We start from the raw sequence: 13,284 nt of genomic DNA, 5'->3' as shown, positions 1-13,284 counted from the left end.
GTGGTTAAATACGGCGTCTTTTGCCCCGAGGCTTTCAACGGGGCGCTCATCATAACAGGACGGCCCCGCCCAAGACAGCGGCCGTCATAGGGACGCAAGCCGCCATGCAAGTGAAACACCTGCTGCTGATCGCCATCCTCGCCATGACTGCTGCTTGCTCGTCAACAAAGGACGTCGTCGACGAAAACCTGAGCGAAGTCGAGCTGTACCAGCAAGCTCAGACAGACTTGGACAATAATAGCTTCACCAGCGCCACAGCGAAGCTGAAGGCATTGGAGTCGCGTTACCCGTTCGGCCGCTATGCCGACCAGGCCCAGCTTGAGCTGATCTACGCCAACTACAAGAACGCCGAGCCGGAAGCTGCCAAGTCCGCTGCCGAGCGTTTCATCCGCCTGCACCCGCAGCACCCGAACGTGGACTACGCCTACTACATGAAGGGCCTGACCTCGTTCGACCAGGATGTTGGCCTGCTGGCGCGCTTCCTGCCGCTGGACATGACCAAGCGCGACCCGGGTGCTGCCCGCGACTCCTATAACGAGTTCGCCCAGCTGACCAGCCGTTACCCCAACAGCCGCTACGCGCCGGACGCCAAGCAGCGCATGATCTACCTGCGCAACCTGCTGGCTTCGTACGAGATCCACGTGGCCCACTACTACCTGACCCGTCAGGCTTATGTGGCCGCCGCCAACCGTGGCCGCTACGTGGTGGAAAACTTCCAGGAAACCCCGTCCGTGGGTGACGGCCTGGCCGTGATGACCGAGGCTTACCAGCGTCTGCACCTGGACACCCTGGCCACCACCAGCCTGGAAACCCTGAAGCTCAACTACCCTGACCACCCGAGCCTGAAAGACGGCCAGTTCGTGCCCCAGGTTGACGAAGCGGACAACCGTTCGTGGCTGAGCAAGTACACCCTGGGCCTGATCGAATCCCGTCCACCGCTGCCGCCGGGTGAAACCCGCGCCAACCAGGACGTGATCAAGATGTACCAGGACGCCAAGGACGCCATTCCTTCCGAGCTCAAGCCGCACGACGAGAACGGCGATGTGATCGAAGAAGAAGAGCCGCAAGCCCTGGGCGATAACCAGGACCGCTCGTGGTTCAGCTACATGACCTTCGGTGTGTTCGACTGATTGTTCGACGCAACGCAAAAGGGAGCTCTTAAGGAGCTCCCTTTTTTATGAGCGAGTATTTATTGCCCTGTGCGCCCGGTATCACCTTGGCTAAACTGGCGCATTCCTTGTCGAGAAACTGCCCATCATGCTTCGTCTACTGTTCTGGATTGCTGTCATTGCTGCCGCGGTATGGTTCTGGCGCAAATTCAAAAACCCTGCCGCCCGTCAGCAACGGCCCGCCGAGCCGGATGCGGCCCTGATGGTGCGTTGCGCCCACTGTGGCGTGCACCTGCCGCAGGACCGCGCACTGAGTTCACGCCAGCAATGGTACTGCACCCAGGCGCACCTGGAGCAAGGGCCAAAGTCTATCCAGCGTTGAGGCGACCTGCGGGGGCGTAAGGCGCTGGATCGATGATCGGAGCCCGCGCCAGCAGCAAGTCGGTGAACAACTGGCAAGAGGCTGGTGCGAGTACCAGGCCATTGCGGTAATGCCCGCAATTGAGCCACAACCCCTTGAAGCCAGGGACCTCACCGATAAACGGTATACCTTCGGGGGAGCCAGGCCGCAAACCGGCCCAATGCCCGACCACCTCGGCGTCCGCCAAGGCGGGAATCAGTTCCACCGCAGACGCCTTGAGGCTTTCCAGCGCAATGTCGGTTGGCGTCTTGTCGAATCCTTCATGCTCCAACGTGCTGCCGATCAGGATGTGCCCATCACGCCGCGGGATCGCATAGCGCCCCTTGGCCAGGACCATGCTGGATAAAAAGTCGGACGCGCATTTGTACAGGATCATTTGGCCCTTGACCGGCTCCACGGGCAGCCCCAGGCCCAGCGTACCCAGCAATTGCCCGCTCCAGGCGCCGGCCGCGAGTACAACCTGATCACCCAAAACCTGGCCGGTAGCGGTATTCACACCCACCACCCTGTCGTCGCCGAGCACAAAGCCCGACACAGCGCATTGCTCGTAAATCGTCACGTTCGGCAACGCCAGCAACGCCGCCTTCAGTGATTTGACCAGGCGCGGGTTGCGAACATTGGCCACGTCGGCCATATAGATCGCCTGGGCGTAGCCGCCCCCCAGCACCGGCACGGCGTCATGGGCCGCCGACACGTCCACTTTGCTCAACGGCCGCCCTTCACGGGCAGCCCAGGCCAGTGCATCCGCTTCGTCATCCAGGTCGAGCCAATACAAACCCGTGGTATGAACCTCTGGATCAACGCCGGTGGCAGCAAACAGCCGTTGCGCCAGTTGCGGGTAAAAATCCTGGGACCAATGGGCCAAGGCCGTGACCGCCTGGCTATAGCGCCACGGATACAACGGCGAAACAATCCCACCGCCCGCCCAGGAAGACTCCTGCCCAAGCCCACCGCGCTCCAGCAGCGTGACCGCCTGGCCCTCACTGGCGAGGTTGTACGCCGTCAACAGCCCGATTACTCCGCCGCCGACAATCACCACTTGCTGTTGCTTAGCCATCATTTGATCCAGCCGATAAACAGGGAAAGGCGCGCCCGGCGCCCACGCTTCAAGTACGCTCATCCTTGCCCCCAGCAGACCTTGGGCGACAGTTCAGGCACCGCTCCCGGGTTGCTGCGCATACCGGTGCTGGTCAAGCTGAAGGCTGCGCACGCGTCGTTCGCCATGACCGAGTCCGCAGCAGGTGTGGCGAGCAGGTCAAAATCCTGGGGGTTCAGGACGACACTGATTCTATAGTGATCATTGCCCGCGCTGACGTCGCCCGCATCAATAAAAGTGCCATTTCTGGTGTAAGAACGCTCCAGATGCTGGGCTTGTTCGCTCAACAACGCGACGATCTGCGCCCGATACGCCTTTTTTACCTGGCCGAGGTACGCGGGATACGCAATCCCGGCCAGCAACGCGATGATCGCCACGACGATCAGTAACTCCATCAGGGTAAAACCCTGGCTCTCCTTGCCCATCCGATTGCTCCTTATTGAAGTTGCCGCCATAAGACCCGTCGAAACCTGACACGGCTGCCCTCCTCCACCCGTGCATAGACCGTCTCCAGCACCGTGCGCGATTGCCCCGCAAGCCCGACCGACGTGACTCGAAAAAGCATGGCCGGGGAACGGGGCGGCAAATGAGCCAGCCCTTTACCCTCCCCAAGGGATTGAATGCCATAAAACCCATCCTTCAAGGCAATCCAGGTGACCGCCGAGGCAGGGTTCGTCCCGGCCGCCGTCAAGAAAAAAGCTTCAGCAGGCGGCGCACAGCGGGTGATCGAGTGACAGACGGGCATCGCCTGGCCAGCCCTTTGCACGGCCGACTCTCCCCACCTCAGCCCGCTTTCGGCAGCTTGAAACGATTGATTGCGATGCCACAGGCTGCTCGCGACTTTTTGCTGGGAGACCGCAGCCTGTATCGAAGACAGCCCCACCTGCGACAGCACCAACAGAAACACCAGACTGATCAGCAGCACCATCCCGGCCTGCCGTACACGAATACCACCCTGTATGGTCATCGCCCCTACCCCAGTCGATTCCGCAGTGCCGCCACGACACTGTAGGTCTGGTCTTTCACCCGCCCAGCGGGGTCCTGAAGGGTCATGAGGATGCGCACGCTACGTATCAGCGACTCATCGGCGGGATGGCTGTCGTAGCGCACCACACCCGTTGATGCCGAGGTGGCCGCCATGCCGAAGCTGACATCGAATGCCCGTACGTTATCCATCAATACCGCCCTGGCCGGTGCTGCCGGGGTACTGATCTTCAACTGGCCCGACTCGTAGGTGTAGGTGAGTTGGCGTATGCCAAAGCGAAGTTGGCCGGGTTCGGCAGCGGATGGTGTGCCGGCATAAGCTTGGGCCGCCTCCTTACAGTCGGAGAGCACCGTCCAGTCGGGCTTGCCGACGCCGTCGCCGACGTTCGCGGTCACCAGCGTCAGTGACTTCGCACTCCCCGCCGCTTCCCAGCTTATCGGCCGATCAAAGGCAGCCGGAGCATTGTCGATAACGGCCACGGCCAAACACCCCAACATGCCTGCCTGGCGAATATCCTGGGTGATCTTGCTCAGCACAAACCGCGCATCATCCTGCAGCAGCATGGCGGCCTGCTGGCTGGCATGGGTCAACCGCGCACTGATCAGTATCCGGCTCGCCCCCAGTATCAAGACCAACCCGAGGGCGAGCGCCAGCAGCACTTCCACCAGGCTGAAACCTCGCACAACACGCTTCATTGCGACACTCCTTGTTCATTACTGATGCGACTGCTCAGGGTGAAGGTTTCCCGCGCCCCTGGACGGTTTGCTGCCCGGGCATCCGCCCAACTGATGCTGATGGTGACCTCGTGCCCGTTCACCACCACTGAACCTTTGGCACCCTCTCCGGCAAACCCCATGATATTGGCTTCGAAATCGTGCAGGTCCAGGTCACGCACGCTGGAGGTGGCAGTGTTGGGTGGTGCCAGCTCTGCCCTGCCCCATGTGTAATCCGCGCCAGCATTGGTGCGAATGCGGTCGAGCATGTCGTAAGCAATAAAACTGGCTTGGCTGGTCATCCTGGCGCTGTTGGTGTACTTGAGCGCGTTGAGTTGCAGTACCGCAGCGCCCATCAGGCCGATCGCCAATATCAACAGCGCTACCAGCACTTCGACCAGCGTCATGCCGGACTGGCGCGAGTGCGCAACGCGCAGGAAAAATCGGTTCTGGCAGGCTGGCATTTGCGTCGTCATCCATGTCGAAGGCCGGTGAAAAAACAGGCAAAGCCTGCTGTACGACCCAAGACTAGCGTCGGTTTTCGAGCCGCGCAGCTCCCGGAATAAAGGGAAATACTTTGGACATAAAGGCCATCATCCAGCGCCAAGGACCAAGCGCTATACCTATAAAACCCACTCGTGCCCAAGGAGGGAACGCACATGAAACAACAAGGATTCACCCTGATTGAAATGTTGCTGGGGCTGATCGTCACCAGTTTTCTAGCGCAACTGGCCGTACCCGGTTTCAAGGGTTTACTTGAATCGCAGCAACGACAAGGCGTGGCCCAATCACTCGCCTCCGGGTTGCGCTACGCACGCACCGAGGCCATCACGCGCAACCGGGCGGTGGTCATTCATGCAAAGGACGAGGACTGGAGCCTGGGATGGCGCGTGATACTGGATGTGAGTGGGCGCGGCCACCTGGATGACGACAATCCAGTATTGCTGGAGCGTGAGCGCAGTGGGCGCGTGCCGGTCGCCGGTAATGGCCCGGTGACGAGCCAGGTGCGCTTCAGCGGCCTGGGGGAACCGGTGTTCGCCGGCGGGGGATTTCGTGCCGGCACCGTGCACGTGTGTGGCAAGGACCAGGCACAGAGCCTGTATCAGATCGTGCTGGCCCCCAGCGGGCGCATCAGCCTGCGCAGTGACAAGACCGAACAGGCATTATGCCGAGGCTATTCCAGCACCCTGGCCGTCAGAGCAGCGAGCGGACCCGCAGTTCCTTGGGCATCGAGAACGTGATGTTCTCTTCACGACCCGCCAGCTCATCGGCGCCGGTGGCACCCCAGGCCTGCAACTGTTGGATCACGCCGCGCACCAGCACTTCCGGAGCGGAGGCGCCCGCCGTGATGCCAATACGCTCGACACCGTCGAACCAGCTGCGCTGCATGTCTTCGGCACCGTCGATCAGGTACGCCGGTGTGGCCATCCGTTCGGCGAGCTCACGCAAGCGGTTGGAGTTGGAACTGTTTGGGCTGCCGACCACCAGCACCACATCGCACTCATTCGCCAGTTGCTTGACCGCATCCTGGCGGTTTTGCGTGGCGTAGCAAATGTCATCCTTGCGGGGGCCGCCAATGGCCGGGAATCGCGTGCGCAGGGCGTCGATGACGCGGCTGGTATCGTCCATGGACAAGGTAGTCTGGGTGACAAAAGCCAGGCGGTCGGGATTGTGCACCTGCAAGTTGGCAACGTCTTTTTCGTCTTCCACCAGGTAGATGGCGCCGCCGTTACTGGCGTCGTACTGGCCCATGGTGCCTTCGACTTCCGGGTGACCGGCATGGCCGATCAGGATGCATTCGCGACCGTCGCGGCTATAACGCGCTACCTCGATGTGCACCTTGGTCACCAGCGGACAGGTGGCATCGAACACTTTAAGGCCACGGCCGGCCGCTTCGGTACGCACAGCCTGGGACACACCATGGGCACTGAAGATGACGATAACGTCATCGGGCACCTGGTCGAGTTCTTCGACAAAGATCGCACCGCGTGCGCGCAGGTCTTCGACCACGAACTTGTTATGCACGACTTCGTGGCGCACATAAATCGGCGGCCCGAAGACTTCCAGGGCGCGGTTGACGATTTCGATCGCCCGGTCCACGCCAGCGCAGAAGCCACGGGGGTTGGCGAGTTTGATTTGCATGCTGTGCCTCGTGCCTTGCAGGCCAAGAAATTGGATCAACTCAGCTCTATAGAATAAGCGTCTGTGGGAGCGGGCTTGCCCGCGATGCAAACGACTCGATGTATCAGGTACACCGAGGTGATGCTATCGCAGGCAAGCCAGCTCCCACACAAGCCAGCCCCACAGGAACCGGTTTCGTCAGTTAGAGCGCTTTAACGTCGATGATTTCAACATCAAACGTCAAGGTTTTACCGGCCAACGGATGATTGAAGTCGATGGTCACTTGCGCATCATCGAAGGCTTTAACCACACCGGGCAATTCGGTATTGGCCGCATCATTGAAGATCACCAGCAAGCCTTCCGACAGGTCCATGCCTTCGAACTGCGAACGCGGGATGATCTGCACGTTTTGCGGGTTGGGTTGGCCGAAGGCGTTTTCCGGCAGGATCTGCAGGTTGCGCTTGTCGCCCGCCTTGAACCCGAACAATGCCGCTTCAAAACCAGGCAGCAGGTTACCGTCGCCCACCTTGAAGGTCGCCGGGGCCTTATCGAAAGTGCTGTCTACCGTGTCGCCATTCTCCAGGCGCAATGCGAAATGCAAAGTGACTTCCGTGTTCTGGCCGATACGTTGCTCAGCCAATACCTGATCAGTCATTGACAGCTTCTCCGGTTTTCTTGCTCTTGAACATATCCAGCGCCAGCATGATTGCACCAACGGTGATCGCGCTGTCGGCAAAGTTGAACGCCGGGAAGTAGTGGCGGTTCTGCCAGTGCACCAGGATGAAGTCGATCACATGGCCCAGGGCGATGCGGTCATACAGGTTACCCAGCGCGCCGCCCAACACCAGGGCCAGCGCGATAGCCAGCCAGGTGTCGTCGCGACCCAGGCGCTTGAGCCACACCACCAGCACGGCACTGACCACCACGGCGATCACCGCAAACAGCCAGCGCTGCCAGCCACCGCCGTCAGCCAGGAAGCTGAAGGCGGCGCCAGTGTTGTAGGCCAGGGTCCAGCTGAAGTAATCCGGGATCACCACGACTTGCTGGAACATTTCCAGGGAGCCCTCGAAGTGAGCCTTGCTGACCTGGTCAATGACCAGCACCAGCAGGCTCAGTACGAGCCAGCCCAGACGTCCGAAACGACTGGCTGCATTAGGCATAGTGGCGAACCTCGCCTTCACCGCTGATGTTATCGACACAACGACCACAGATTTCCGGGTGCTCAGGGTTCACACCAACATCTTCACGGCAGTGCCAGCAACGGGCGCATTTAGGGAAGGCCGACTTCACCACCTTGAGCTTCAGGCCCGGCACCTCGGTGACCACGGCATCTGCCGGGGCCTGGGCGAAAGGTGCCAGGCTCGCGGTGGAGGTGATCAGCACGAAGCGCAGTTCGTTGCTCAGCTTGGCCAGGTCGGCGGTCAGGCCATCCTCGGCAAACAGAGTGACCTCGGCTTGCAGGTTGCCACCCACGGCCTTGGCCGCACGTTGGACTTCCAGTTCCTTGTTCACTGCAACCTTGACGGCCATGACGCCTGCCCAGTACTCGCGGCCCAGTTCGAAGTCGGCCGGCAGTTCGGTCAAGCCTTCGTACCAGGTATTGAGCATGACGGACTCGTTACGCTCGCCCGGCAGGTACTCCCACAGCTCATCGGCGGTGAACGCGAGGATCGGTGCGATCCAGCGCACCAGCGCTTCGCTGATGTGGTACAGCGCGGTCTGCGCCGAACGGCGCGCCTTGCTGTTGGCGCCGGTGGTGTACTGGCGGTCCTTGATGATGTCGAGGTAGAAACCGCCCAGCTCCTGCACGCAGAAGTTGTGGATCTTGGAGTAGACGTTCCAGAAGCGGTATTCGCCGTAGTGCTCTTGCAGCTCGCGCTGCAGCAACAGGGTACGGTCCACGGCCCAACGGTCCAGGGCGAGCATGTCTTCGGCCGGCAGCAGGTCGGTGGCCGGGTTGAAACCGGTCAGGTTCGACAGCAGGAAGCGTGCGGTATTGCGGATACGACGGTAGGCGTCGGCGCTGCGGGCCAGGATCTGGTCCGACACGGCGATTTCACCCGAGTAATCGGTGGAGGCCACCCACAGACGCATGATGTCGGCGCCCAAGGTGTCGTTGATCTTTTTCGGCTCGATCACGTTCTTCAGCGACTTGGACATCTTGCGGCCCGTCTCGTCGACGGTGAAGCCGTGGGTCAGCAGCTCGCGATACGGCGCGTGATTGTCGATGGCGCAACCGGTCAGCAATGACGAGTGGAACCAGCCACGGTGTTGGTCCGAACCTTCCAGGTACAGGTCGGCGCGCGGGCCGGTCTCGTGACCCATCGGGTGCGAGCCACGCAGCACGTGCCAGTGAGTGGTACCCGAATCGAACCACACGTCGAGGGTGTCGCTGATCTTGTCGTACAGCGGCGCTTCGTCGCCCAGCAGCTCGGCGGCGTCCAGCTTGAACCAGGCTTCGATGCCTTCTTGCTCAACGCGCTGGGCCACGACTTCCATCAACTCGACGGTGCGCGGGTGCAGCTCACCGCTTTCCTTATTCAGGAAGAACGGGATCGGCACGCCCCAGTTACGTTGGCGGGAGATGCACCAGTCAGGACGGTTGGCGATCATCGAGTGCAGGCGCGCCTGGCCCCAGGCCGGGACGAACGTGGTGTCTTCGATGGCTTTGAGCGAACGTACACGCAGGGTGTCGCCGCTGATCGGCTCTTTGTCCATGCCGATAAACCACTGCGCCGTAGCGCGGTAGATCAGCGGGGTCTTATGACGCCAGCAATGCATGTAGCTGTGCTGGATGGTGGCGGTTTGCATCAGCGCACCGACTTCACGCAGCTTTTCGATGATCGGTTGGTCGGCCTTGAAGATGAACTGGCCACCGAAGAACTCAAGCGAAGGCACGTATACGCCGTTGCTCTGCACCGGGTTGATGATGTCATCGTTGACCATGCCGTACTTTTTGCAGATCACGAAGTCGTCCACGCCATAGGCTGGCGAGCAGTGAACAATGCCAGTACCCGAACCCAGCTCGACGTAGTCAGCCAGGTACACCGGCGACAGACGGTCATAGAACGGGTGACGGAAGTTGATCAGCTCCAGCGCAGAACCGGTGGTGGTGGCGATCACCGAACCTTGCAGCTCGTAACGCGCCAGGCATGACTCGACCATTTCTTCGGCCAGCACCAGCAGGCGATCACCGACGTCCACCAGGGCGTAGGTGAATTCCGGGTGCACGTTCAGTGCCTGGTTGGCCGGGATGGTCCACGGGGTCGTGGTCCAGATCACGATGGCGGTTGGCTTGGCCAGGCTTGCCAGGCCGAACGCCTCGGCCAGCTTGGCGTCGTCGGCGATCGGGAAGGCCACGTCGATGGTCGAGGACTTCTTGTCTTCGTATTCCACTTCCGCCTCGGCCAGGGCCGAACCGCAGTCGAAGCACCAGTTCACGGGCTTGAGGCCCTTGAACACGAAACCGCCCTTGACGATTTCGGCCAAGGCACGGATTTCACCGGCCTCGTTCTTGAAATTCATGGTCTTGTAGGGGTTGTCCCACTCGCCCAGCACACCCAGGCGGATGAATTCGGACTTCTGCCCTTCGATCTGCTCGGCGGCGTAGGCACGGCACAGTTCGCGGGTCTTGTCCGCGCCCAGGTTCTTGCCGTAAGTCACTTCGACTTTGTGCTCGATCGGCAGGCCATGGCAGTCCCAACCCGGGACATACGGCGCGTCGAAGCCCGACAGGGTCTTGGAGCGCAGGATCATGTCCTTGAGAATCTTGTTCAGCGCATGACCGATGTGAATCGTGCCGTTGGCATAAGGAGGGCCGTCGTGCAGGACGAATTTCGGACGATCCTTGCCAATTTCGCGCAACTTTCCGTACAGGCCAATACTGTCCCAGCGCTGCAGGATCTGCGGTTCGCGCTGTGGCAGGCCGGCCTTCATTGGGAAGGCGGTGTCCGGAAGGTTTAGCGTGGCTTTATAGTCGGTCATTTAAGGCTCTTCGGTTAGCGATGGGCGCTAGGTGCGGCTAGTGCACGGGCGGCGGCGACATCCGCATTGATCGCCGTTTTCAACGCCTCCAGGGAGGCGAAACGCTGCTCTTCACGCAGCTTCTGGTGGAAAACCACCGTCAAACGCCGGTCGTATAAATCACCGGCAAAATCCAAAAGGTGAACTTCCAGGTGGGCCTTGCCATCACCTGCAACCGTGGGCCTGACGCCTATATTGGCGACTCCTGGCCACGATTGGCCGTCGATATCGACGCTCACCAAGTAAACCCCGGTCAGCGGCACACGACGGCGCTTGAGTTGCACGTTGGCGGTTGGCGTGCCCAGTTGGCGCGCCAGCTTCTGGCCGTGCAGTACCCGCCCGGCAATGCGGAACGGGCGACCGAGCAAACGCTCGGCCAGGTCGAAGTCGGCGGCGGCCAGGGCGTTACGCACCTGGGTGCTGCTCACGCGCAGGCCGTCCAGCTCGACGGTTTGCGCGGCTTCGACAGTGAACCCCTGATTGACACCGGCATGTTGCAGGAAATCGAAATCCCCGACCCGGTCACAACCGAAATGGAAGTCGTCGCCGACCTCCAGATGCTGCACACCCAAGCCGTCCACCAGGATGCGGTCGACGAACTCGGCGGCGCTGAGGCTGCGCAAACGCTGGTTGAATGCCAGGCAGAGGACACGGTCCACGCCCTCCTCCGCCAACAGCTGCAGCTTGTCCCGCAAGCGCGCCAAGCGGGCCGGCGCCGTTTCCGGGGTAAAGAACTCCCGCGGTTGTGGCTCAAAAATCACCACGCAGCTGGGCACGCCCAACTCGACCGCACGCTCGCGCAGCCGAGCCAGGATAGCCTGGTGGCCACGGTGAACACCGTCAAAGTTGCCAATAGTGGCGACGCAGCCCCGGTGCTCGGGGCGCAGGTTGTGGAGACCTCGAACCAGCTGCATAACGCGCTTCTTGCTCATAAAGTGGTCGATTATAACCACACCCAGCCCCGGACGACAGGCAACAGCGCAGGCCAAATGGGTCGAATCGATAAAACAACCGTTTTATCGCGGCAAACTCGCTACCCCAGCGACTTACGATTGAAATCGCGCAGGCGAAAACCCTGCAACAGCAACATCCCGAAGTACACCACCACGCCCGCTACTACCAATACACCCAGGCGCATGAAGCGCTCCAGCATATTGCCTTGGCTCCAGGCCGGCATGATGTGCATCAGGCCAAACAGCACAACCGACATCGCCGCTACCGCCACCAGCAGTTTGAACGCAAACACGCCCCAGCCTGGCTGCGGTTGGTACATCTGCTGTTTACGCAATTGGTAAAACAGCAGGCCTGCGTTGATGCATGCACCCGCGCTGATCGCCAAGGCCAGGCCGGCGTGGGCCAGCGGGCCGATAAACACCAGGTTGAGCAATTGCGTGACGACCAGGGTGAAAATCGCGATTTTCACCGGGGTGCGGATGTTCTGCTGGGCGTAGAAGCCGGGCGCCAGCACTTTGATCACGATAATGCCGAGCAGGCCGACGGAGTAGGCGACCAGCGCATGCTGGGTCATCAAGGCGTCATGGGCGTCGAACTGCCCGTATTGAAACAGCGAGACCGTCAACGGTTCGGCGAGGATGCCCAGTGCCAGGGCGCACGGCAACACCAGCAAAAAGCACAGGCGCAGGCCCCAATCGAGGATGCGCGAATATTCCTGGCGATCCTTGCTGGCGTAGGTACGCGCCAGGGTCGGCAGCAGGATCGTACCCAACGCCACGCCCAGCACACCGGATGGCAATTCCATCAGGCGGTCGGCGTAGTACATCCACGACACCGAGCCGGACACCAGCAACGAGGCGAACGCGGTGTTGATGATCAGGGAGATCTGGCTGACCGACACCCCGAGGATCGCCGGCAGCATGTTGCGCATGACGCGCCACACGCCAGTGTCCTTGAGGTTCAGGCGCGGCAGTACGAGCATGCCGATTTTTTTCAGGTGGGGCAGTTGGTACAGCAACTGCGCCAGGCCGCCGGCCAGCACCGCCCAGCCCAGGGCCATGACGGGCGGGTCGAAATACGGCGTGAGGAACAGCGCAAAAATAATCATGCTGACGTTCAGCAAGGTCGGCACGAAGGCCGGCACCGAGAAACGGTTCCAGGTATTGAGGATCGCGCCGGCCAGGGACGACAGGGAGATCAGCAATATATAAGGAAAGGTCACGCGCAGCAGATCAGTGGTCAGTGCGAATTTTTCCGGGGTATTGGCAAAGCCGGGGGCGGTGGCCCAGATCACCCAGGGCGCGGCGAGCATCCCGACGATGGTTACCAGCATCAGGACCAGGGTCAGCAGGCCCGAGACGTAGGCGATGAACGTACGGGTCGCCTCCTCGCCGTGCTGGGTCTTGTATTCGGCCAGGATCGGCACGAATGCTTGGGAAAATGCGCCTTCGGCGAAGATCCGCCGCAACAGGTTGGGCAGTTTAAAGGCAATAAAGAACGCATCCGTGGCCATGCTGGCGCCAAAGATGCGCGCCAGCAGGGTGTCACGCACAAACCCCAAAACCCGGGAGATCATCGTGATAGAGCTGACGGCAGCCAACGATTTGAGCAGATTCATTGAAAGAGTTTGCGCCTATAGATAAAGAGCAGGCGAACTACGCGCCCACTTATGCGATACTGCGCGCCTGCAACAGCACAGAGCCAAAGCTCGCGAGTTTACAGGTCAAGCGCCGGAAATAAATCACCCGCCTCTTCAGATCGACCACTCAGCAGTTCGCATCAGCCGCCCTTGACAACCCGTCAAGTCATCGGCATGATTCGCGGCCTATTTTGTTTGCTATTTCCTAAAAAGTCTTTCGAGG

The 13,284-nt window shown here is 60.7% G+C and carries 14 protein-coding genes; 3 read left to right on the top strand and 11 right to left on the bottom strand.

Annotation, left to right across the window (positions count from 1 at the left end; genetic code table 11):
- Window positions 1-104: 104 nt before the first annotated feature.
- Together V8689_RS03635 and V8689_RS03630 are read left to right on the top strand one after the other, a co-directional pair.
- On the top strand, window positions 105-1,130 hold the full coding sequence (locus V8689_RS03635) for an outer membrane protein assembly factor BamD (RefSeq protein ID WP_056785305.1): 1,026 nt from the start codon (window positions 105-107) through the stop codon (window positions 1,128-1,130).
- 127 nt (window positions 1,131-1,257) lie between these two features.
- Window positions 1,258-1,491, top strand: coding sequence for a PP0621 family protein (locus V8689_RS03630; RefSeq protein WP_032897621.1), 234 nt, complete (start codon window positions 1,258-1,260; stop codon window positions 1,489-1,491).
- Here V8689_RS03630 and thiO read toward each other — a convergent pair.
- From thiO to pilV, 5 genes are read right to left on the bottom strand one after another with little or no spacing between them, the layout of a single operon-like run.
- The gene (gene thiO / locus V8689_RS03625) at window positions 1,478-2,587 is read right to left on the bottom strand and encodes a glycine oxidase ThiO (protein WP_056785307.1); all 1,110 of its coding nucleotides are present in this window, start codon (window positions 2,585-2,587) and stop codon (window positions 1,478-1,480) included. The two genes, V8689_RS03630 and thiO, sit on opposite strands and share 14 nt — an antisense overlap.
- Window positions 2,588-2,646: 59 nt before the next feature.
- Window positions 2,647-3,051 carry a type IV pilin protein gene (locus tag V8689_RS03620; protein ID WP_056785310.1) on the bottom strand — a complete coding sequence of 135 codons (405 nt, stop codon included), beginning with the start codon at window positions 3,049-3,051 and terminating at the stop codon, window positions 2,647-2,649.
- An 11-nt stretch (window positions 3,052-3,062) separates the two neighbouring features.
- A complete protein-coding gene (locus tag V8689_RS03615; RefSeq protein ID WP_056785313.1) occupies window positions 3,063-3,593 on the bottom strand; it encodes a pilus assembly PilX family protein in 531 nt (176 codons plus the stop codon).
- A gap of 5 nt (window positions 3,594-3,598) precedes the next feature.
- Window positions 3,599-4,306 (bottom strand): prepilin-type N-terminal cleavage/methylation domain-containing protein, encoded by a 708-nt coding sequence (locus V8689_RS03610; protein WP_056785316.1) that lies wholly within the window; start codon window positions 4,304-4,306, stop codon window positions 3,599-3,601.
- A complete protein-coding gene (gene pilV / locus V8689_RS03605) occupies window positions 4,303-4,788 on the bottom strand; it encodes a type IV pilus modification protein PilV (RefSeq protein WP_056785319.1) in 486 nt (161 codons plus the stop codon). Before pilV ends, V8689_RS03610 begins: the two co-directional genes overlap by 4 nt.
- Window positions 4,789-4,983: 195 nt before the next feature.
- Here pilV and V8689_RS03600 point away from each other — a divergent pair, with 195 nt between their 5' ends.
- Window positions 4,984-5,565: a GspH/FimT family pseudopilin gene (locus tag V8689_RS03600; RefSeq protein WP_056785322.1), complete on the top strand. Its 582-nt coding sequence runs from the start codon at window positions 4,984-4,986 to the stop codon at window positions 5,563-5,565.
- Here V8689_RS03600 and ispH read toward each other — a convergent pair.
- The 6 genes from ispH to murJ form a co-directional block, all read right to left on the bottom strand.
- A complete protein-coding gene (gene ispH, locus V8689_RS03595; protein WP_032893637.1) occupies window positions 5,519-6,466 on the bottom strand; it encodes a 4-hydroxy-3-methylbut-2-enyl diphosphate reductase in 948 nt (315 codons plus the stop codon). The genes V8689_RS03600 and ispH overlap by 47 nt on opposite strands.
- Before the next feature lie 181 nt (window positions 6,467-6,647).
- The gene (locus tag V8689_RS03590) at window positions 6,648-7,085 is read right to left on the bottom strand and encodes an FKBP-type peptidyl-prolyl cis-trans isomerase (RefSeq protein WP_169855857.1); all 438 of its coding nucleotides are present in this window, start codon (window positions 7,083-7,085) and stop codon (window positions 6,648-6,650) included.
- A gap of 7 nt (window positions 7,086-7,092) precedes the next feature.
- Window positions 7,093-7,605, bottom strand: a complete 513-nt coding sequence (gene lspA, locus V8689_RS03585; protein ID WP_056785324.1) for a signal peptidase II — start codon at window positions 7,603-7,605, stop codon at window positions 7,093-7,095.
- A complete protein-coding gene (ileS, locus tag V8689_RS03580) occupies window positions 7,598-10,429 on the bottom strand; it encodes an isoleucine--tRNA ligase (protein ID WP_056785327.1) in 2,832 nt (943 codons plus the stop codon). The genes lspA and ileS overlap by 8 nt, the downstream gene beginning before the upstream one ends.
- Window positions 10,430-10,443: 14 nt before the next feature.
- The gene (gene ribF, locus V8689_RS03575) at window positions 10,444-11,382 is read right to left on the bottom strand and encodes a bifunctional riboflavin kinase/FAD synthetase (protein WP_003188404.1); all 939 of its coding nucleotides are present in this window, start codon (window positions 11,380-11,382) and stop codon (window positions 10,444-10,446) included.
- Window positions 11,383-11,501: 119 nt separating this feature from the next.
- Window positions 11,502-13,040 (bottom strand): murein biosynthesis integral membrane protein MurJ, encoded by a 1,539-nt coding sequence (gene murJ / locus V8689_RS03570; protein ID WP_056785330.1) that lies wholly within the window; start codon window positions 13,038-13,040, stop codon window positions 11,502-11,504.
- Window positions 13,041-13,284: the final 244 nt, after the last annotated feature.

Source organism: Pseudomonas sp. AK181, assembly GCF_051122975.1.
Lineage (GTDB): Bacteria > Pseudomonadota > Gammaproteobacteria > Pseudomonadales > Pseudomonadaceae > Aquipseudomonas > Aquipseudomonas lactis.
Note: the sequence above shows the minus strand (reverse complement) of the source record. Positions and strands in the feature narration are given on the sequence as shown.